Source organism: Burkholderia sp. BE12 (assembly GCF_002959955.1).
Classification (GTDB): Bacteria; Pseudomonadota; Gammaproteobacteria; order Burkholderiales; family Burkholderiaceae; genus Burkholderia.
In genome coordinates this window covers 156,913-178,011 of the sequence record NZ_PREY01000006.1, presented here as the reverse complement: position 1 = coordinate 178,011, position 21,099 = coordinate 156,913, and the positions used below count along the sequence as shown (strand labels likewise).

18 protein-coding genes are annotated in these 21,099 nt (G+C 66.0%); 3 read left to right on the top strand and 15 right to left on the bottom strand.

The annotated features are described in order from the left end of the window. Positions 1 to 10 precede the first annotated feature (10 nt). From pstA to C4B30_RS08845, 7 genes are all read right to left on the bottom strand, one after another. On the bottom strand, positions 11 to 904 hold the full coding sequence (gene pstA, locus C4B30_RS08880) for a phosphate ABC transporter permease PstA (protein ID WP_089499930.1): 894 nt from the start codon (positions 902 to 904) through the stop codon (positions 11 to 13). Then, entirely contained in the window at positions 901 to 1,887 is a 987-nt protein-coding gene (pstC, locus tag C4B30_RS08875) for a phosphate ABC transporter permease PstC (RefSeq protein ID WP_011545090.1), read from the bottom strand. Before pstC ends, pstA begins: the two co-directional genes overlap by 4 nt. Before the next feature lie 94 nt (positions 1,888 to 1,981). Further along, positions 1,982 to 3,016 (bottom strand): phosphate ABC transporter substrate-binding protein PstS, encoded by a 1,035-nt coding sequence (gene pstS / locus C4B30_RS08870; RefSeq protein WP_006490565.1) that lies wholly within the window; start codon positions 3,014 to 3,016, stop codon positions 1,982 to 1,984. Positions 3,017 to 3,462: 446 nt separating this feature from the next. Continuing rightward, a complete protein-coding gene (gene glmM / locus C4B30_RS08860; protein ID WP_027784085.1) occupies positions 3,463 to 4,818 on the bottom strand; it encodes a phosphoglucosamine mutase in 1,356 nt (451 codons plus the stop codon). Positions 4,819 to 4,850: 32 nt separating this feature from the next. Beyond that, the gene (gene folP / locus C4B30_RS08855; RefSeq protein ID WP_034185468.1) at positions 4,851 to 5,744 is read right to left on the bottom strand and encodes a dihydropteroate synthase; all 894 of its coding nucleotides are present in this window, start codon (positions 5,742 to 5,744) and stop codon (positions 4,851 to 4,853) included. Between the two features lie 76 nt (positions 5,745 to 5,820). Then, the gene (gene ftsH, locus C4B30_RS08850) at positions 5,821 to 7,716 is read right to left on the bottom strand and encodes an ATP-dependent zinc metalloprotease FtsH (RefSeq protein ID WP_027784083.1); all 1,896 of its coding nucleotides are present in this window, start codon (positions 7,714 to 7,716) and stop codon (positions 5,821 to 5,823) included. 166 nt (positions 7,717 to 7,882) lie between these two features. Beyond that, positions 7,883 to 8,545 carry an RlmE family RNA methyltransferase gene (locus C4B30_RS08845; RefSeq protein ID WP_027784082.1) on the bottom strand — a complete coding sequence of 221 codons (663 nt, stop codon included), beginning with the start codon at positions 8,543 to 8,545 and terminating at the stop codon, positions 7,883 to 7,885. 192 nt (positions 8,546 to 8,737) lie between these two features. Between C4B30_RS08845 and C4B30_RS08840 the strand changes: the two genes are divergently transcribed. Continuing rightward, positions 8,738 to 9,262: a YhbY family RNA-binding protein gene (locus C4B30_RS08840; RefSeq protein ID WP_027784081.1), complete on the top strand. Its 525-nt coding sequence runs from the start codon at positions 8,738 to 8,740 to the stop codon at positions 9,260 to 9,262. 47 nt (positions 9,263 to 9,309) lie between these two features. Here C4B30_RS08840 and C4B30_RS08835 read toward each other — a convergent pair whose 3' ends face one another. The 8 genes from C4B30_RS08835 to gloB form a co-directional block, all read right to left on the bottom strand. Beyond that, positions 9,310 to 9,768, bottom strand: a complete 459-nt coding sequence (locus C4B30_RS08835; protein WP_027784080.1) for a DUF4149 domain-containing protein — start codon at positions 9,766 to 9,768, stop codon at positions 9,310 to 9,312. Positions 9,769 to 9,782: 14 nt separating this feature from the next. Further along, positions 9,783 to 10,259, bottom strand: coding sequence for a transcription elongation factor GreA (greA, locus tag C4B30_RS08830; protein WP_027784079.1), 477 nt, complete (start codon positions 10,257 to 10,259; stop codon positions 9,783 to 9,785). Positions 10,260 to 10,377: 118 nt separating this feature from the next. Beyond that, positions 10,378 to 13,632, bottom strand: a complete 3,255-nt coding sequence (gene carB / locus C4B30_RS08825; protein WP_027784078.1) for a carbamoyl-phosphate synthase large subunit — start codon at positions 13,630 to 13,632, stop codon at positions 10,378 to 10,380. A gap of 49 nt (positions 13,633 to 13,681) precedes the next feature. Then, the gene (leuE, locus tag C4B30_RS08820; RefSeq protein ID WP_027784077.1) at positions 13,682 to 14,353 is read right to left on the bottom strand and encodes a leucine efflux protein LeuE; all 672 of its coding nucleotides are present in this window, start codon (positions 14,351 to 14,353) and stop codon (positions 13,682 to 13,684) included. 37 nt (positions 14,354 to 14,390) lie between these two features. Beyond that, positions 14,391 to 15,536: a glutamine-hydrolyzing carbamoyl-phosphate synthase small subunit gene (gene carA, locus C4B30_RS08815; protein ID WP_105132378.1), complete on the bottom strand. Its 1,146-nt coding sequence runs from the start codon at positions 15,534 to 15,536 to the stop codon at positions 14,391 to 14,393. A 365-nt stretch (positions 15,537 to 15,901) separates the two neighbouring features. Next, positions 15,902 to 17,119, bottom strand: coding sequence for an MFS transporter (locus tag C4B30_RS08805; RefSeq protein ID WP_080681326.1), 1,218 nt, complete (start codon positions 17,117 to 17,119; stop codon positions 15,902 to 15,904). Positions 17,120 to 17,274: 155 nt separating this feature from the next. Continuing rightward, a complete protein-coding gene (locus tag C4B30_RS08800) occupies positions 17,275 to 18,849 on the bottom strand; it encodes a transglycosylase SLT domain-containing protein (protein WP_027784075.1) in 1,575 nt (524 codons plus the stop codon). 152 nt (positions 18,850 to 19,001) lie between these two features. Next, complete coding sequence (gloB, locus tag C4B30_RS08790) at positions 19,002 to 19,808, bottom strand: hydroxyacylglutathione hydrolase (protein WP_027784074.1); 807 nt, start codon at positions 19,806 to 19,808, stop codon at positions 19,002 to 19,004. A gap of 18 nt (positions 19,809 to 19,826) precedes the next feature. Here gloB and C4B30_RS08785 point away from each other — a divergent pair, with 18 nt between their 5' ends. Together C4B30_RS08785 and rnhA are read left to right on the top strand one after the other, a co-directional pair. Next, positions 19,827 to 20,639, top strand: a complete 813-nt coding sequence (locus tag C4B30_RS08785; RefSeq protein WP_027784073.1) for a class I SAM-dependent methyltransferase — start codon at positions 19,827 to 19,829, stop codon at positions 20,637 to 20,639. Beyond that, positions 20,636 to 21,079: a ribonuclease HI gene (gene rnhA / locus C4B30_RS08780; RefSeq protein ID WP_027784072.1), complete on the top strand. Its 444-nt coding sequence runs from the start codon at positions 20,636 to 20,638 to the stop codon at positions 21,077 to 21,079. The genes C4B30_RS08785 and rnhA overlap by 4 nt, the downstream gene beginning before the upstream one ends. The last annotated feature ends 20 nt before the right edge of the window (positions 21,080 to 21,099 follow it).

Below are 21,099 nucleotides of genomic sequence, written 5' to 3'. Positions count from 1 at the left end.
TGCTCCGCCGTTACTTTTTCGAGAAGATCGAGCGCGCCAGGACGTTCAGTCCGAGCACCCCGAGCGTAATCAGGAACACGCCCGCCCATGCGAGCGACTGCCATTCCGCGAACGGGCTCATCGCGAACTTGTAGATCGTGACCGGCAGGTTCGCCATCGGCTGGCTCATGTCCCACGAGAAGAACTGGTTCGACAGCGCGGTGAACAGCAGCGGCGCCGTTTCGCCGGCGATCCGCGCGATCGCGAGCAGCACGCCCGTCACGATCCCGCCGACCGACGCGCGCAGCGTGATCTTCAGCACCATGCGCCACTTCGGCGTGCCGAGCGCGACGGCCGCTTCGCGCAGCGCATTCGGCACGAGCTTCAGCATGTTCTCGGTCGTGCGGATCACGATCGGGATCTGCAGCAGCGCAAGTGCGATCACGCCGGCCCAACCCGAGAAGCGCCCCGACTTCGCGACGACGATCGCGTACACGAACAGGCCGATGACGATCGACGGCGCCGACAGCAGGATGTCGTTGATGAAGCGGATCGTGCTCGCGAGCAGGTTCTTCTGGCCGTATTCGGCGAGATAGACGCCCGCGAGGATGCCGATCGGCGTACCGACCAGCGTGCCGAAGCCGCACAACAACAGGCTGCCGACGATCGCGTTCGCGAGACCGCCGCCTTCCGTGTTCGGCGCCGGCGTCGATTCGGTGAACAGTTGCAGCGACAGGCCGCCGATGCCGAGGTGCACCGTCGTGTAGAGAATCCACACGAGCCACAGCAGGCCGAAGGCCATCGCGCCGAGCGACGCGGTGAGCGCGATCGCGTTGACGGCCTTGCGCTTGCGCTGCAGGCGGTTGCGCATCGCGTCGAGCGCGGCACCGGACGGCCCCGGGAAATTCATGATGGGCTCGCTCATTTCTTGCCCTCTCCCTTCTCGAGACGAAGCAGCAGCAGTTTGGAGATAGACAGCACGATGAACGTGATCACGAACAGGATCAGACCGAGTTCCATCAGCGCGGACGTATGCAGACCCGGCTGCGCTTCCGCGAATTCGTTCGCGAGCGCCGACGTGATGCTGTTGCCCGGCGCGAACAGCGACACGCTGTCGAGCAGGTTGGTGTTGCCGATCACGAAGGTCACGGCCATCGTTTCTCCGAGTGCGCGGCCGAGGCCGAGCATCACGCCGCCGATCACGCCGGTCTTCGTATAGGGCAGCACGACCTTCCACATCACTTCCCAGGTCGTGCAGCCGATTCCGTATGCCGATTCCTTCAGCAGCACCGGCGTGACCTCGAACACGTCGCGCATCACCGACGCGATGTACGGGATGATCATGATCGCGAGGATCACGCCGGCCGCGAGGATGCCGATGCCGATCGGCGCGCCGGACGTCAGCGGGCCGAGCACCCACACGTCCTTGAGCAGGCGGCCGAGCGGTTTCTGGAAGTATTCGGCGAAGATCGGCGCGAACACGAGCAGCCCCCACATGCCGTACACGATCGACGGAATCGCGGCGAGCAGCTCGATCGCGATGCCGAGCGGACGACGCAGCCACACGGGCGCGAGCTCGGTGAGGAACAGCGCGATGCCGAAACTGACCGGCACCGCGATGACGAGCGCGATGAGCGACGTCACGATCGTGCCGTAGATCGGCACGAGCGCGCCGTAGATGTCCGAGTTCGGATCCCACTCGGATTGCCACAGGAAGCCGAGGCCGAACTTCTGGATGGTCGGCAGCGACGCAATGATCAGGGAAACGATGATCCCGCCCAGCAGCAGCAGGGTCACGATCGCGGCGAGCCGTGCAAGGCCGCCGAACAGGACATCCCCGAGACGGCTCGGCGCGCGCTGCTGCGCACTGTCGGGCGATCGGGAGGACGTGTACGAAATATCAGACATGGGTGCCTGCTTTTGATTGCCGGGCGCCGTAACGCCCGGCTTTACCGCACACACTGCCCGACCGGCACGGCCGGGCAGCGAACCGCTGGATGGCTTACTCGGCGGCGACCGGCTTGCCCGAAGCGTCCGTCACCTTCGTCTTCCACTGCTTGCGGATTTCCGTCTCGACCGTCGCCGGCAGCGAGATGTAGTCGAGGCTGTCGGCAGCCTTCTCGCCGTTCTTGAACGCCCAGCTGAAGAACTTCAGCGTTTCCGCGCCCTGCTCCGGCTTGTCCTGCTTCGCGTGCAGCAGCACGAACGTCGCGCCGACGACCGGCCACGCTTCCTTGCCCGGCTGGTTCGTCAGGATCTGGTAGAACGACTTCGACCAGTTCGCGCCTGCTGCTGCTGCCTTGAACGTTTCCGTCTTCGGCTCGACCACCGTGCCCGTCGAATTCTTCAGCGCAGTGTAGGTCATGTTGTTCTTCTTCGCGTACGCCCACTCGACGTAGCCGATCGCGCCCGGCAGGCGCTGCACGAAGGCCGCGACGCCGTCGTTGCCCTTGCCGCCCGTGCCCGTCGGCCAGTTGACCGTCGTGCCTTCGCCGATCTTCGACTTCCACTCGTCGTTGACCTTCGACAGGTAGTTCGTCCAGATGAAGCTCGTGCCCGAACCGTCAGCGCGGCGGACCACGGCGATGTCCGTATCCGGCAGCTTGACCTTCGGGTTCAGCGCGGCGATCGCCGGGTCGTTCCACTTCTTGATCTTGCCGAGGTAGATGTCGCCGAGCACCGGGCCCGACAGCGTCAGTTCGCCGGCCTTCACGCCCGGCACGTTGACGACCGGCACCACGCCGCCGACCACCGTCGGGAACTGGAACAGGCCTTCCTTCGCGAGCTCTTCATCCTTCAGCGGCGCGTCCGAACCGGCAAAATCGACCGTCTTCGCGACGATCTGCTTCAGGCCGCCCGACGAGCCGATGCCCTGGTAGTTGACCTTCGAACCGCCGGACTGCTGATAGTCGGCAGCCCATTTCGTATAGATCGGCATCGCGAACGTGCTACCTGCGCCCGTGATGTCGGCAGCGTGGGCGGCGACGGCGAAAAGCGCGCCAGCCAGGCCGGCAATCGCGGTTTGCATCAATTTCATGAGACCTCCAGTGTGTGAGCGGATGACTACGGCACCGCGAAGGTTAGGGGCTGCTCATGACGGTAATGTGACAATCGATGAAACTGGCGTGACAGTAACATGACTGGTTGAAAGGGAATATCGGGCGGTGCGTCGGGGCGCGGGAACGGCGCCGGCGGCAAGAATTGCCGGGCTCGGAGGGGAAGGGATGAACGCCCTTTTCCAAGGGCGTGCTGGGTGCATCGTAGCGCAGCGTCAGCCGGCCGGGAAGCCCGGTGCGGCGGCGAGCATGATTTCGGGGTCGGATGCTCGATTCGAGCGGAACAGTGCGTTTGTCGAACGTCGCTTATATTAGGTAGGCAAACCTTTGCGTCTGACAAAACGACGGCGCCCGAGGGCGCCGCACGCACATTCGCCAGGGAGCCGGCGCGCGGCCGCTCGGACCGCCGCGCGCCACCTTGCCTAGATCAGGCTGTCGCCGCGCGCACCGCGTCGGCGATCGTCTCCGCATGGCGCACCGCATCGGCTGCCTGCTGCGCTTCGACCATCACGCGCAGCACGGGCTCCGTGCCCGATGCGCGGATCAGCACGCGGCCGCTGCCGGCGAGCTCGGCTTCGGCTGCATCGATCGCGGCGCGAATCGACGTGCTGCCCTTCCAGTCGGCGCCCGGCTTCATCCGCACGTTGATCAGTTTCTGCGGGAACAGCGTGACGCCGTCGAGCATTTGCGCGAGGGTGCGGCCGCTGCGCTTGAGCGCGGCCAGCACGAGCAGCGCCGACACGATGCCGTCGCCGGTCGAGTGACGGTCGAGCGACAGGATATGCCCCGACCCTTCCGCGCCGAGCTGCCAGCCATGCTCGCGCAACTGCTCGAGCACGTAGCGATCGCCGACCGCCGCACGCACGAATTTCACGCCCTCGCGCTGCAGCGCGACTTCGACGGCGAGGTTCGTCATCAGCGTGCCGACCGCGCCGTCAACCTTGCCGTCGGTCGCGATCCGGTCCTTCACGAGCACGTACAGCAACTCGTCGCCGTTGTACAGGCGGCCGGTCGCGTCCACGACCTGCAGGCGATCGGCGTCGCCGTCGAGCGCGATGCCGAGATCGGCGTGGTTCGCCCGCACCGCACGCACCAGCGCGTCCGGCGCGGTCGCGCCGACACCGTCGTTGATGTTGAAGCCGTTCGGCGCGACGCCGATGGGAATGACGTCCGCGCCGAGTTCGTGGAACACGTGCGGCGCAACCTGGTACGCGGCGCCGTGCGCGCAATCGATCACGAGCTTCAGCCCGCGCAGGTCGAACGCGGCCGGGAACGTGCTCTTGCAGAACTCGATGTAGCGGCCGCCTGCGTCGTCGAGGCGGCGCGCCTTGCCGAGCCCGTCCGACGGCGCGCATTCGAGCGGCTTGTCGAGCCACGCTTCGATCGCGGCCTCGGTATCGTCGGGCAGCTTGTTGCCGTCAGCCGAGAAAAACTTGATCCCGTTGTCGTGATACGGATTGTGCGACGCGCTGATCACGACACCGGCCGACAGACGCAGCGCACGCGTCAGATACGCGACGCCGGGCGTCGGCATCGGGCCGGCCAGCATCACGTCGACGCCGGCCGCCGAGAATCCGGCCTCGAGCGCGGCTTCGAGCATGTAGCCCGATACGCGTGTGTCCTTGCCGATCAGCACGGTCGGACGCGAGCCTGCCGTGACGTCGGCCGAGCCGGCCAGTACCTTGCCGGCCGCATAGCCGAGACGCAATACGAAATCCGGTGTGATGGGCGCGTCGCCCACCGTGCCGCGAATGCCGTCCGTGCCGAAATATCGACGTCCCATGGAATTCTTCCTCCTTCGTCTTTCTGACTTGCTTATCGTTGCCGCGCGGCTGCGCGCACGGCATTCCATACTTTCAGCGCATCGACCGTCGCCGCGACGTCGTGCACGCGCACGATCGCGGCGCCGCGCGTAACCGCGCACACCGCGGCCGCCACGCTCGCCGCGACACGCTCCATCGGCGGCTTGCCGCCGATCACCGCGCCGAGCATCGACTTGCGCGACATGCCCGCGAGAATCGGATAAGCGTGCCCGTCGGGTCGCGCGGGCGCCGTGTCCGGCAACGCGGCCAGCAGCGCATAGTTGTCGTCGACGACCGCCTTGCCGAACCCGAAGCCGGGATCGACGCAGATGCGCTCCGCCGCCACCCCCGCGTCGCGCAGCGCCTGGGCGCGGGCCGCGAGAAAATCGCGCACGTCGGTCACGACGTCGCCGTAGTCGGGCTCGCCGACCTGCATCGTCTGCGGCTCGCCGAGCATGTGCATCGCGCACAAGCCGCTATTGCCGTCGCGCACCGCATCGATCGCGCCCGGCTGGCGGAACCCCCAGATGTCGTTGATCAGGTCCGCGCCGGCGGCCAGCGCCGCGCGCATCACGGCCGGCTTGTAGGTATCGATCGACAGCGGCACGTTCAGCGGCCGCAGCGCCTCGACAAGCGGGATCACGCGCGCGAGCTCCTCGTCGAGCGGCACGGGCGGCGCGCCGGGGCGCGTCGATTCGCCGCCGATGTCGAGCAGGTCCGCACCGTCGGCAATCATCCGCTCGGCCTGGCGCAGCGCATCGTCGCGCGCGAGGAAGCGGCCGCCGTCGGAAAACGAATCGGGCGTAGCGTTGAGGATGCCCATCACGAGCGGGCGTTCGAACGTCAGTTCGAAGCGGCCGCACCGGAGCGGCGCGGGAATGAACGGGGACACTGCGGAATCGGACACGAGCAACGGACGTGGATGAATGCAAAACGGGCCGGTGTGAAGCCACACCAGCCCGTGAACGGCGCTAAAGCGGAGGTTATGCCGCCGGCGTAGCCGGCGCCGGCGCGCTGCCGGGCTTGACCTCGGCGCTGCCGCCGCCCGACGAATCGCCGCCGACAGCCGGCGAGCTCTTCGGCGAGCGCGGCGGACGGCCTTCCATGATGTCGTTGATCTGATCGGCGTCGATCGTCTCCCACTCCATCAGCGCGGCCGTCATCGCCTCGACCTTGTCGCGGTTATCTTCGAGCAGGCGGCGCGCGAGGTTGTACTGATCGTCCAGCACCCGGCGGATTTCCGAGTCGACCTTCTGCTGCGTCGCTTCCGAGATCGTGCGCGTGAAGCCGCGGCCGAACGGCGACGCATCGTTCTCGTCGTCGACGTAGACCATCGGCCCGAGTGCGTCGGTCATGCCGAAACGGGCAACCATCGCACGCGCCGTCTGCGTGGCCTTGTTGAAGTCGTCCGATGCGCCGGTGCTGACCAGATTCATGAACAGCTCTTCGGCCACCCGGCCACCGAACAGGATCGCGAGGCGGTCCAGCAGGTAATCCTTCGAATACGTCTCGTTGTCATGCTCCGGCAACTGCCAGGTGACGCCCAGTGCGCGACCGCGCGGGATGATCGTGACCTTGTGCACCGGGTCGGCCTTCGGCAGCAGCTTCGCGACCACCGCGTGGCCCGACTCGTGGTAGGCGGTCGCACGCTTCGCTTCCTCGCGGATCACGGCCGACTTGCGCTCCGGACCCATGAAGATCTTGTCCTTCGCATCCTCGAAATCCTGCATCTCGACGATGCGCTTGCCGCGACGTGCGGCGAACAGCGCCGCCTCGTTCACGAGGTTCGCAAGATCGGCGCCCGAGAAGCCCGGCGTGCCGCGTGCGATGACTGCCGCGTCGACGTCGTTCGCGATCGGCACCTTGCGCAGGTGCACGCGCATGATCTGCTCGCGACCGCGGATGTCCGGCAGGCCGACATAAACCTGGCGGTCGAAACGGCCCGGACGCAGCAGCGCCTTGTCGAGCACGTCGGAACGGTTGGTCGCGGCGATCACGATCACGCCCGAGTTCGCCTCGAAGCCATCCATCTCGACGAGCATCTGGTTCAGCGTCTGTTCGCGCTCGTCGTTGCCGCCGCCCATGCCGGCGCCGCGATGACGGCCGACCGCGTCGATTTCGTCGATGAACACGATGCACGGCGCGTGCTTCTTCGCCTGCTCGAACATGTCGCGCACACGGGCCGCGCCGACGCCGACGAACATTTCGACGAAGTCCGAACCCGAGATGCTGAAGAACGGCACCTTCGCTTCACCCGCGATCGCGCGGGCGAGCAGCGTCTTGCCGGTACCCGGAGGGCCGACCAACAGCACGCCGCGCGGAATGCGGCCGCCCAGTTTCTGGAATTTCTGCGGATCGCGCAGGAAGTCGACGAGCTCGGACACTTCTTCCTTCGCTTCGTCGCAGCCCGCGACGTCGGAGAAGTTCACCGCGTTGTTGTTCTCGTCGATCAGCCGCGCACGCGATTTCCCGAACGAGAATGCGCCGCCTTTGCCGCCCCCCTGCATCTGCCTCATCATGTAGAACCAGAACACGATGATCAGGATCGTCGGCCCGAGATAGTACAGCGCGGACATCAGCGCGTTCGGCTCGTCGTCGGCCTTGCCGCTGACCTGCACGCCGTACTTCATCAGATCGCCGACCATCCAGATGTCGCCGGGCGACACGATCTGGTATTTCTGGCCATCAGCCGGAGTGACGGTGAGGTTGCGCCCCTGAACGATGACGTTCTTGACCTTGCCGCTCTTGGCGTCGTCCATGAACTGCGAATAGGACACGCCTTCCTGAACGCGGGGCTTGTCGAACTGCTTGAACACCGTAAACAGCACCAGTGCGATCACCAGCCACACCGCTGCCTTCGAAAACATATTGTTGTTCAAAGCACCACTCCTTCACTCGTAGACGAGCGCCTACATTTTCCTTGCGGCGCCCCTCGGTCATTCTAATCCAGTCCGACCACCCTCGCCATAAGCATTGACAACCGCCGCGATAGCGCGTCGCTTGTCTGGCAAGGGCCGGAGCCCGTTTGCGGCTCCGCGCTGCGCATCAGCGCGGATGCTTCAGCTGCCGACCCAAAATGAACGTTTCGGACGATTTGTCGCGGGATGCCTTGGGCTTGCGCGGCGCGACAACCTTAAACTGCTGTTTGAATTTCTCGACGATCTGGCTGTAGCCGCTGCCGTGAAAGCACTTCACGAGCAGCGCACCATCCGGCTTCAGATGATTCTGCGCGAATTCGAGCGCCAGATCGCAGAGATGCTCGATGCGCGCCGCGTCCGCCGAGGCCACGCCAGAGAGGTTGGGGGCCATGTCCGAAATAACAAGGTCCACCGCGCGGCCTTCGAGCACTTCTTCGAGCTGGCGGAGGATGTCGTCCTCGCGGAAATCGCCCTGCAGGAAGTGGACGTCGGCGATCGGCTCCATCGGCAGGAGGTCGAGCGCAACGATCGTGCCGTCGATGCCGCCCTCGCGCTCCGCGTCGCGCTTCTTGCCCTGCGCGAGCTTGTTGCGGGCATACTGGCTCCAGCTGCCCGGCGTGGCGCCGAGATCGACGATCACCTGGCCCGGACGGATCAGCTTGTCCTGCTCGTCGATTTCCTTCAGCTTGTACGCGGCGCGCGCGCGATAGCCCTCCCGCTGCGCCATTTTGACGTACGGATCGTTGATGTGGTCGTGCAGCCAGTTCTGGTTAAAGCGGTTTTTTGCCATTCGAGAGAGAGATTGCTGCTATTTGCTTCGTGAAGCCGCGCTTTTAGCGGATAATACGCGTCTTCTTCGCGCGGCTGCGGCCCCTTTCAGGCCCAAGCCGCGATTTTACGTGGTTTCGGTGCACGGCTGACGCGGTAACGTTCCGCGATCGCTAACCAGCCAGCGCGCCCTTATTAAGATTTCGACATTTCCATGCCCGCCCTTTCGCTTTCTCCCGCCGAGCGCTCCGCGCTGCGCTCCCAGGCCCATGCGCTCAAGCCCGTCGTGCTGATCGGCGCCGAAGGGCTGACCGACGCCGTGCTGAAGGAAATCAAGGTGCACCTCGACGCGCACCAGTTGATCAAGATCCGCGTGTTCGGCGACGAACGCGACGCACGCGTCGCCATCTACGACGAGATCTGCGACCGCCTGAGCGCGGCGCCGATCCAGCACATCGGCAAGCTGCTGGTGATCTGGAAACCCGAGGCCGCGGTTGCCCCGACCCGCGGCCGTCGTGCCGGTGCGCTGCCGAGCGCGGCCGAAGTCGTCGACGACCGCAAGGGCCGTGCACCGCGCACCGTCAAGGTCGTCAAGGTGTCGCCGAACGCGAGCCCCGTGCGTCGCCCGAAGCCGACGAAGGTCGTCGTGCGCGGCAACGAGCGCGTGACCGCGGGCGGTACCGTGAAGCGTGCGAAAAAGCGCCAGGCCAGCACCAAGCGGCCGTTCCAGGACAAGTAAAACGCCCGTGCGGCACGGATTCCCGTGCCGTCTGCCCGGCGCGTCGCTCAGGCGTCGCGCGCCGGCAGACGCCAGATCAGCATCAGCCCCAGCACGCTCTCGACGAGATAGAACACGCTCGAGACGCCATGCAGCATCCCGAAGCGGCTCGCATACGGCGAATTCGCGATATCGGTGCCCGCATCCATCGCGGCCACCCGCAGCGCATTCATGAACGGCTGCAGCGCGAAATACCCGACCAGCACGCACACGACCATCGCGGCGACGATCCAGCGCACGCGGCGATATTCGTCGCTGCCGCGCCGCACCTGCTGGTTCGACAACGCGAGCAGCAGCACGCCGCACACGACGCCGAGGATCGCCTCGATACGGAACAGCTGGGCGGCGACCGAACCGGCCGTCATCCGCTCCAGCGTCTTGAACAATACGGGGGCGACCGCATACCCGATCGTCAGCAGGCTGCCGACCCATACGGCCGACAGCAGACGGAACACGCGATGCGGCATCACGTCGCCCCGCTTCAGACGTAGCTGACCGAGATGATTTCGTACTCGCGCACGCCGCTCGGCGCCTGCACGGCCGCGACGTCGCCTTCGGACTTGCCGATCAGCGCACGCGCGATCGGCGAGCTGACCGAGATCAGGCCGTGATCGATATCGGCTTCGTCGTCGCCGACGATTTGATACTTGACGGTATCGCCCGACTCGAGATCCTCGAGTTCGACCGTCGCGGCGAACACCACGCGGCCGTCGGCGTCGAGCACCGTGGGATCGATGATTTGCGCGGCGGACAGCTTGGATTCGAGCTCCGCGATACGACCCTCGATGAAGCCCTGTTTTTCCTTTGCGGCATCGTATTCGGCGTTTTCGGACAGGTCGCCCTGTGCGCGGGCCTCCGCGATCGCGTTGATCACGGCCGGCCGCTCGACGGACTTGAGGCGCTGCAATTCATCGCGCAGTTGCTCTGCGCCACGCTTTGTCAACGGAATGGTGCTCATAAACGGCTCAATCGCTAAAAACGGCTATAAAAAAAATCACCGCGATTAAGCGCGCTTCCGATGCACTGGAAACACCGCCTAATCGCGGCACGTGTTGCTTCGACAGGTAACTGAACGCTTAGTTTAGGCGAGCGTGAAGACCTTGTAAATCATAGACTTCCAGATCCTTCAGGTAGCGCAAGCCCTCGACGGCCGCGCGCGCGCCCGACATCGTCGTGTAGTACGTGACCTTGTGCGCCTGCGCGCTCATGCGGATCGAACGCGAATCGGCGATCGCCTGGCGCGTCTCGTCGACCGTCGTGAACACGAGTGCGATCTCGCCGTTCTTGATCATGTCGACGATGTGCGGACGGCCGTCCTTCACCTTGTTCACGACCTTCACCGGCACGCCGGCCGCTTCGATCGCGGCAGCCGTGCCCTTGGTGGCGACGATCGGGTAGCCGAGGTCGTGCAGCATGCGCGCGACTTCGACGGCCTTCGGCTTATCCGCGTCCATCACGGTCAGCAGCACCGTGCCCGACTCCGGCAGGCGCGAACCGGCCGCGAGCTGCGACTTGAACAGCGCTTCGCCGAACGTCTGGCCGACGCCCATCACTTCGCCGGTCGAACGCATTTCAGGCCCGAGGACCGGATCGACGGTCGGGAACTTGACGAACGGGAACACCGCTTCCTTCACGCTGAAGTACGGCGGCTCGACTTCCTTCGTCACGCCCTGCTGCGCGAGCTTCTGGCCGACCATCGCGCGCGCCGCGATCTTCGCGAGCGGCAGGCTGGTCGCCTTCGACACGTACGGCACCGTGCGCGACGCGCGCGGGTTCACTTCCAGCACGTAGATGACGTCCTGCTTCGAACCATCCGCCTGCGGTACCTGCTGGATCGCGAACTGCACGTTCATCAGGCCGACCACGTTCAGCGCCTTCGCCATCGCGCCCGTCTGGCGCTTCAGCTCGGCCACGGTTTCCTTCGACAGCGAATACGGCGGCAGCGAGCACGCCGAGTCGCCGGAGTGAACGCCCGCCTGCTCGATGTGCTCCATCACGCCGCCGATGAACACGGCTTCGCCGTCGCAGATGCAGTCGACGTCGCACTCGATCGCGTCGTTCAGGAAGCGGTCGAGCAGCACCGGCGAATCGTTCGACACCTTCACGGCCTCGCGCATGTAGCGCTCGAGGTCGCGCGGCTCGTGGACGATTTCCATCGCGCGGCCGCCGAGCACGTACGACGGACGCACGACCAGCGGATAGCCGATTTCGTCGGCCAGCGCGAGCGCTTCGTCCTCGGCGCGGGCGGTGCGGTTCGGCGGCTGGCGCAGGCCCAGGTCCTGCAGCAGCTTCTGGAAGCGTTCGCGGTCTTCGGCCGCGTCGATCATGTCCGGCGACGTACCGACGATCGGCACGCCGTGCGCCTCGAGGTCGAGCGCGAGCTTCAGCGGCGTCTGGCCGCCGTACTGGACGATCACGCCGACCGGCTTTTCCTTGTCGACGATTTCGAGCACGTCCTCGAGCGTCAGCGGCTCGAAGTACAGGCGATCGGACGTGTCGTAGTCGGTCGACACCGTTTCCGGGTTGCAGTTGACCATGATCGTTTCATAGCCGTCCTCGCGCATCGCGAGCGCCGCGTGCACGCAGCAGTAGTCGAACTCGATACCCTGGCCGATCCGGTTCGGGCCGCCGCCCAGCACCATGATCTTCTTGTTCGTGGTCGGCTGCGCCTCGCACTCTTCCTCGTAGGTCGAGTACATGTAGGCCGTTTTCGTCGCGAACTCGGCCGCGCACGTGTCGACGCGCTTGTAGACCGGGCGCACGTTCAGTTCCACGCGGCGCTTGCGGACGTCTTCCGGCGTCGCGCCGAGCAGCTTCGCGAGGCGGCGGTCGGAGAAGCCGCTCTGCTTCAGGTAGCGCAGCTCGTCGAACGTCAGCGACGCGAGCGTGCGGCCGCCGAGCGCCTTTTCCTTCAGGATGATCTGCTCGATCTGCTCGAGGAACCACGGGTCGATCGCGGTTTCCGCGAAGATTTCCTCGGCCGTCATGCCGATACGGAACGCATCGCCGACGTACCAGATGCGGTCCGGGCCCGGCTCGTGGATCTCGATCGCGATCTCGTCGCGGTTGGTCGACTTCTCGTCGAGGCCGTCGACTCCGACTTCGAGGCCGCGCAGCGCCTTCTGGAACGATTCCTGGAACGTGCGGCCGATCGCCATCACTTCGCCGACCGACTTCATCTGCGTGGTCAGGCGCGAATCGGCCTCGCGGAACTTCTCGAACGCGAAACGCGGGATCTTCGTGACGACGTAGTCGATCGTCGGCTCGAACGACGCCGGCGTCTGGCCGCCGGTGATTTCGTTCTTCAACTCGTCGAGCGTGTAGCCGACCGCCAGCTTCGCTGCGACCTTCGCGATCGGGAAGCCGGTGGCCTTCGACGCGAGCGCCGACGAACGCGACACGCGCGGGTTCATCTCGATGACGACCATGCGGCCGTCCTTCGGGTTGATCGAGAACTGCACGTTCGAGCCGCCCGTGTCGACGCCGATCTCGCGCAGCACCGCGAGCGATGCGTTACGCAGGATCTGATACTCCTTGTCGGTGAGCGTCTGCGCGGGCGCGACCGTGATCGAGTCGCCGGTGTGCACGCCCATCGGGTCGAGGTTTTCGATCGAGCAGACGATGATGCAGTTGTCGGCGCGGTCGCGCACGACTTCCATCTCGTATTCCTTCCAGCCGAGCAGCGACTCTTCGATCAGCAGCTCGCGCGTGGGCGACAGGTCGAGACCGCGCTTGCAGATTTCCTCGAACTCTTCGCGGTTGTACGCGATGCCGCCGCCCGAGCCGCCGAGCGTGAACGACGGGCGGATCACGATCGGGTAGCCGCTGCCGCCCGTCTCCGCCATGATTTCGGCGTGCACCTTGGTCGCTTCTTCCATCGAATGCGCGATGCCCGACTTCGCGGAGCCGAGACCGATCTTGGTCATCGCTTCCTTGAACTTCTGGCGGTCTTCGGCCTTGTCGATCGCTTCCGGCGACGCGCCGATCAGCTCGACGCCGAACTTCTCGAGCACGCCGTGGTGGTGCAGGTCGAGCGCGCAGTTCAACGCGGTCTGGCCGCCCATCGTCGGCAGGATCGCGTCCGGGCGCTCCTTCTCGATGATGCGCGCGACGACTTCCCACGTGATCGGCTCGATGTAGGTCACGTCGGCCGTGTTCGGGTCGGTCATGATCGTCGCCGGGTTGCTGTTGACGAGAACGACCTTGTAGCCCTCCTCACGCAACGCCTTGCAAGCCTGCGCGCCCGAATAGTCGAACTCGCACGCCTGGCCGATGATGATCGGGCCGGCGCCGATGATGAGGATGCTCTTGATGTCTGTGCGTTTTGGCATGGCTTGTGAATTCAATAAGTAATCGTTGTCGTGGGTCGGCCGGCGGCGCTCAGCTCATGGTCGCGAGCGCAAGCTTCACCGAGAAACCGATGAACAGGCCGCCCACGCTGCTCGCCGCGCCTGCCGCGAGCTTGCGGCGGCGGCGGAAATGCTCGGCGAGCCGCGCCCCCGCGAAGATCAGCGTGCTCAGGTACAGGAAGCTCGCGCATTGCGCGATCGCCCCGAGCACGACGAACGACAGCGCGGGATGCGGGAATGCCGGGTCGACGAACTGGATGAAGAACGAGATGAAGAACAGGATCGCCTTCGGATTCAGCAGGCTCACGATCAGCGCCTTGCGGAACGGCTTGTCGAAAGACTGCTCGCCGTCGACCGTACGCGGCGCGTCGGCCGGCGCATGGGCCGGCGTGCGCAGCTTTTGCCACGCGCTGCGCAGCATGCCGGCGCCGATGTAGAGCAGATACGCGGCGCCGCCGTACTTGACGACGGAGAACAGCAGCGGATTCGCCTTCAGCAGCGACGCGACGCCCGCGGCGGACAGCACCATCAGCACGGTATCGCCGACGAACACGCCGCAGGCCGCGCGATAGCCGGCCTTCACGCCGCGCTGCGCGGCGAGCGACAGCACGTACATCGAGTTCGGCCCCGGCAGCAGGATGATGAAGATCACGCCGAACACGTAGGTCCAGATATCCGTGATGCCGAGTGCGTGGCCGAACATGATGTGAATCTCCCGTCCTTCGGTTGCGTCGATGACGTTAAGCGTTGCGCTGCTTCGCCGCGTCCATCAGCGCGGTGAAACGGTCGAACAGGTAGCCGATGTCGTGCGGGCCGGGCGACGCTTCCGGGTGGCCCTGGAAGCAGAACGCCGGCTTGTCGGTCAGCTCGAAGCCCTGCAGCGTGCCGTCGAACAGCGATACGTGCGTCACGCGCGCGTTGGCCGGCAGCGAATCGGCATCGACCGCGAAGCCGTGGTTCTGCGACGTGATCACGACTCGGCCGTCGCCGAGATCCTTCACCGGATGGTTCGCGCCGTGGTGGCCCGTTTTCATCTTGAGCGTCTTCGCGCCGACCGCGAGGCCCATGATCTGGTGGCCGAGGCAGATGCCGAAGGTCGGCACGCCGCGCTCGATGAATTCCTTCGTGGCCGCGATCGCGTAATCGCACGGCTCCGGATCGCCGGGGCCGTTCGACAGGAAGACGCCGTCCGGATTCAGCGCGAGCGCATCGGCCGCGCTGGCCTGGGCGGGCAGCACCGTCACGTGGCAGCCGCGCTGCGCGAGCATGCGCAGGATGTTGTACTTGACGCCGAAGTCGTACGCGACGACGCGATACTTCGGCGATTCCTGCATGCCGTAGCCGCCTTCGAGACGCCATTCCGTCTGCTTCCATTCGAACGGCTTCGTGGTCGACACGACCTTCGCGAGATCCATGCCGGCGAGGCCCTCGAACGAGCGCGCGAGCTCGATCGCCTTCGCTTCGTCATCGGAGTCCGTCAGGATGCAGCCGCTCTGCGCGCCCTTGTCGCGCAGGATGCGGGTCAGCTTGCGGGTGTCGATGCCGGCGATCGCGACGACGCCTTCGTCGCGCAGGTAGTCGCCGAGCGTGCGGTCCATGCGGAAGTTCGATGCGAGCGTCGGCAGATCGCGGATGATCAGGCCGGCGGCATGGACTTTCGTGGCTTCGACGTCTTCGGCATTGACGCCGACGTTGCCGATATGCGGATAGGTGAGCGTGACGATCTGGCGCGAGTAGCTCGGATCAGTCAGGATTTCCTGATAGCCGGTGATCGCGGTATTGAACACGACTTCGCCGATCGTATGGCCTTCGGCCCCGATCGAATAACCACGAAAGACCGTGCCGTCGGCGAGTGCAAGCAAGGCGGGAGAAAAAGACGGCAACACGGGAGGCTCCTTGGGGAACACCCTGCTGCCGACCTGTTTACCCTGCCGCGCGAGCGCCGCGCTGCGTGGGCGCGCGTGGTCGCTAGCTGGACGCGGCCTGCGTTGTCGAGACGCGAGCCCGGCGCGTGGCGCACGAGGCTTCGCGGCATCGCCCGGCAGGCGGCGTGCGGCGGATGAACGGGATGAATGAGGTAGGCGCTAGGGTGCGAGGTTGATCAGCACAAACTTTCAAATTATAGCCTGAAAATGGGCCTATCTTCAATTGCCATGGCCGTCCGACCGTGCGCGCGCCGCGCCCGGCAGCGTAACGCGACGTGCTGCGGCCCCGTTTTCGCGGCCGCCCTACCCGCCAGCGTACCGCCGGATCAGTGCGCTTGGCCAGTGCCGCGCGCGGGCCACGCGTACCAGACCGCGCTCGCGAGCTGCAGCGCGAGCAGCACGCCCCAGGCGGTGAAGTGCGCGGCCGCCGGATAACGGCCGTCGACCGCCGGCCAGTGCGACAGCACGGCACCGACGCCGATCTGGAACGCGAAGATCAGCAGGAAGATCACGAGCGTGAGCGTCGTGTTCGCGCGGCCGATCAGGTGAGCGGGAAAATGGCCGGCCATCACCGCGTAGGTCAGGATGCCCACGCCGCCGAACATCCCGTAGGCAGCCCACAGCACGGCGGGCGGCAACGCCACGCGCGCGACGATCGCGAGCTGCGTCGCGACGAACAGCGCCATGCCGATACCGCACGTTGCGTAGACCGACAGGCCGCGCCGCTCGAGCACGCGCGCCGCCGCGCCGAAGCCGACGCAGCCGGCCATCATCGCGAAGCCGAGCACCGACACGAGACGCGCGGCATGCGGCGCGTCGAACCCGCCGACGTCGCGCAGATACGGGCCGACCCACAGCGACTGCATCGCATAGAACACGCCCTGCGTGACGACGGAAAACGACGAGATCTTCCAGAACGCGCGGCTGCTCAGGATGTGCCATGTACCCTTGAACTGGCTGACGAGCCCGCCCTGATGGCGTGCCTGCTGCGCGTCGGGCGCTCCGAAGCCGATCGATGCCGCCACGACCACCGTCAGCGCCGCAAGGCCGACACAGATCATGCGCCAGCTCGTCCAGCCGAGCAGCCAGGTCAGCGGCGAGCCGACCATCACGCCGCCGAGGCCGCCCACGGCCATCACGAGACCGTTGACGAGCGGCAGCCGGCCGACCGGGAAATGCTGCGCGAGCGCCTTGAACGCCGCGCCGAGACACACCGATACGCCGACGCCGATCAGCAGCCGGCCGACCATCATCGTGCCGATGCCGTGCGCCGCGCCGAACACGGCCGCGCCGGCCGCCGCGAACAGCAGCATGCCGGCCGTCACGCGGCGCGGGCCGAAGTGGTCGAGCATGACGCCGGCCGGAATCTGCGCCCCCGCGAAGCCGAGGAAATAGAGGCTGGTGAGCAGGCCGAGATCGGCGGCCGACAGCCCGAGCTCGTGCGTGACGAACGGCGCGAAGCCCAGATTGACGCCGCGAAACACGTACGACACGAAATACCCGACCGAAAACAGCGCGAGCACCCTCACCTGCACCGACGACATCGCTTCCCCTTGTCATGAAGACGCGCGACGCAGCGCCGCCGCGTCGCGCACAAACGAAAACGCCGTCACCTCGGTGACGGCGTTTCGCCGAATTCGTCGGATGATAGCGCAACCGTGCGGGCCTCACCGGCCGCCACGCCGCGCGGCAGCCGCGCTTACTTCTTCTTGCCCTTGTGCGCGGCGGTCTTGGCCGGCGCGGCTTTCGCGGGCGCGGCCTTCGCCGACTTCGCCGACGATTTGGCGGCGCCGCGCTTGCCGCCGTGCGACTTGCCGCCCACCGCCAGGCTCGCGCGCTCGATGTGCGCACCGCCCGCCGACGTCGCGATCCGCTCCGGACCGGGTTCCGCCGGCACCGCACGGCCGACCGGCACGTGCAGCACGAGCGCCTGGCCCGGCATCGCGAGATCGCGGTGCGTACGGTTCCACGCCTTCAACTGGCCGACCGACACGCCGTAGCGGCCGGCGATCGCCGCCATCGACTGCTTGCGGCGCACGCGGATCAGCATCTTGCGGGTATCGGGGACGTCCGGCTCCATCGCGAGCGCGCCGTTTTCGGCGACGTCGGCGCTGATGTCCTCGTCGTCGTCATCGCCGCGCGGCACGACGATCGTCGAGCCCGGCTTCAGGCGCATGCCGGCCGGAATCTTGTTGACCGACATCAGCGTATCGGCGTCGACGCCGATCTTCTCGGCGATCGCGGCCGGGCGCGCACGCTCGCTGACCGTGTAGGTGGTCCACGACGACAACTGGCCGTTGTAGGCTTTCAGGTTCTTCTCGAACGCGGACGCGTTGTCGAACGGCAGCAGGATCTGCGGCTCGGTCGCGCCGAGAATCACCGGTTTCGAGAACGACGGGTTCAGCGAGCGGAACTCGTCGAGCGGCAGGTTCGCGAGCTTCGCGGCCACCGCCACGTCGATGTCGCGCGACGTCGTGACCGTCACGAAATACGGGTGGTTCGGGATATCGGGCAGCGACAGGCCGTACTGCTGCGGGCTCGCGATGATGTTCTTCACCGCCTGCAGCTTCGGCACGTAGTTGCGCGTCTCGTTCGGCATGCGCAGGCTCTGGTAGTCGGTCGGCAGGCCGGCCGCCTGATTGCGCGCGATCGCACGCTGCACGTTGCCTTCGCCCCAGTTGTACGCGGCCAGCGCCAGATACCAGTCGCCGAACATGTCGTGCAGGCGGGACAGGTAGTCGAGCGCGGCGCTCGTCGACGCGAGCACGTCACGGCGCTCGTCCTGCCACATGTTGCGCTTCAGGTTGTACGTGCGGCCGGTGCCGGGCATGAACTGCCACATGCCGGCCGCTTTCGCGACCGACAGCGCCTGCGGGTTGTACGCGGACTCGATGAACGGCAGCAGCGCGAGCTCGGTCGGCATGTGACGCGCCTCGAGCTCCTCGACGATGTGATACAGGTACTTCTGCGAGCGCTCGGTCATGCGCTGCACGTAATCGGGCCGCTGCGTATACCAGGTCGTCTGCATGTCGACGAGATCGCTCTGCAGGTCGGGCATCTGGAAGCCGCGACGGATGCGCGCCCAGAGATCGGAGTCCGCACTGGTCAGGTCGCCGACGGATTGCTTGTCGACGTCGACAGTTTCTTTGGCGGTGGCTGATTTACGGAGGTAGTTGGACGTCGCCTGCGAATCGGCGGCGTTGTTGGCGACAGGGGGCTGGCTCGCACAAGCGGCGAGTAGCAGCACCACCATCGCACTCAATATAAGTCGCATGAAAATCTCGGCTTCCGACGGCTGGAAATTGCAGGCGATACTACGGAAGTGCGTGCTTCACGTCAATAAAAACACCGAAAACTCAGCGAAATCCTACATTTGGAGCAATTTTTACAGACACCGCTTGAGCTTTTGGAGTCCTCCGGAAAACGTCATCGAAACCGGTTTTTCCATTCGCGCATCAGCGTGAACGCCGCCAGACGATCCGTCACCGTTTCGTGCAGCTCGGCCTCGAGCGTCGCATGGATCGCCGCGCTGTCGGCCCGCATGAACGGGTTAACGGCACGCTCGTGGGCGATCGTAGTGGGCAGCGTCGGCACGCCGCGCGCACGCAGTGCCTGCGCGTCGTCGCGCCACGCGGCGAGCGCCGCATTGCCGGGCTCGCACGCGAGCGCGAAGCGGATGTTCGACAGCGTGTATTCGTGTGCACAATGCACGCGCGTGTCGCCCGGCAGTGCCGCGAGCGCGTCGAGCGACGCGAGCATCTGCGCGGGCGTGCCTTCGAACAGGCGGCCGCAACCGCACGAGAACAGCGTGTCGCCGCAGAATACGTGCGGCACCGCATTGCCCTGCCCGGCCTGCTGAAAATATGCAATGTGGCCACGCGTATGACCCGGCACGTCGAGCACGTCGAATGCGACGGCCGGCGCGTCGAGCACCACGCGATCGCCGCCCGAAAGCGGCTGCGTGACCACGTCGATCGATTCGGCCGCGGGGCCGTAAACGGTGAGCGGAGCATCGGCCGGTTGGCTATTTCGCAGCCCCTCGACACCGCCGACGTGGTCGGCGTGGTGGTGCGTGAGTAAAATAGCGGTCAACCGCCAGCCTCGTTCGGCAAGAACCCGGCGTACGGGCGCGGCTTCACCCGGATCGACGGCGATCGCATCGCGGCCGTCCGAGACGAGCCAGATATAGTTGTCTTCGAATGCCGGAACCGGCACGTATTCCAGCTCGTTCATGGGCGCGCAATCATCGTTATGTCTGACCGTCAAATTATAGACTGGCCTGCCTGGACCGACTCGCCGCCCGGCCGCTACGTGCTGGGCTGGGAACAGGCGCAGCTCGACCGGATCGTGTCCGACGTCTTCGGCTTCCACGCGCTGCAGCTCGGCCTGCCGCAGCTCGATGCGCTGCGCGAGAACCGCATGCCGTATCGCGGCCTGGTGCTCGACCCGGCGAGCGGCGCGAGCGCGCCGTATCAGTATCCGTGGGCGCGCAAAGCGCACACGGGGGCCCACGCGCCTGCCGATCGCAGCACGACCTGGTGCGACCTGCTCGACCTGCCGTTCGAGTCGCAGAGCGTCGACCTGATCGTGATGCCGCACACGCTCGAATTCACGTCCGACCCGCACCGCCTGCTGCGCGAGGCCGAGCGCGTGCTGATGCCGGAAGGCCAGCTCGTGATCACCGGCTTCAATTCGCTCAGCCTGTGGGGCATGCGGCAGTCGTTCGGGCGCATGGCGAACCGCCCGTTCGTGCCGGCCACGCGCGACCAGATCGCGTTCATCCGGCTCAAGGACTGGATCAAGCTGCTCGGCTTCGACCTCGAACGCGGCCGCTTCGGCTGCTACCGGCCGCCGCTCGCCACCGACCAGTGGCTGGCCCGCTACGGCTTCATGGAGGCCGCCGGCGACCGCTGGTGGCCGATCTTCGGCGCCGTCTACATGGTGACGGCCGTCAAGCGCGTGCGCGGCATGCGCCTCGTCGGCCAGATCAAGATGAAGAAGCCCGTGCTCGCACCGGGCCTGACGCCGGCGGCCTCCCCGACCACCCACCAAGAACGTTCATGACAACCGACACCATCGACATCTATACCGACGGCGCCTGCAAGGGCAACCCCGGCCCCGGCGGCTGGGGCGCACTGCTGCGCTACGGCGATCAGGAAAAGGAACTGTTCGGCGGCGAGCCGAACACGACCAACAACCGCATGGAGCTGATGGGCGTGATCGCCGCGCTCGAAGCGCTCAAGCGGCCGTGCCGGGTGATCGTGCATACCGACTCGCAATACGTGCAGAAAGGCATCAGCGAGTGGATCCACGGGTGGAAGAAGAAGGGCTGGGTCACCGCGGCGAAGACGCCCGTGAAGAACGCCGACCTGTGGAAGCGGCTCGACGCGCTCGTCGTGCAGCACGAGATCGAGTGGCGTTGGGTCAAGGGCCACGCGGGCCATCCCGAGAACGAGCGGGCCGACGCGCTCGCGAACCGCGGCGTCGAATCGCTGGCCGCCTGAACGCCGGCCGCCCTCTCCCG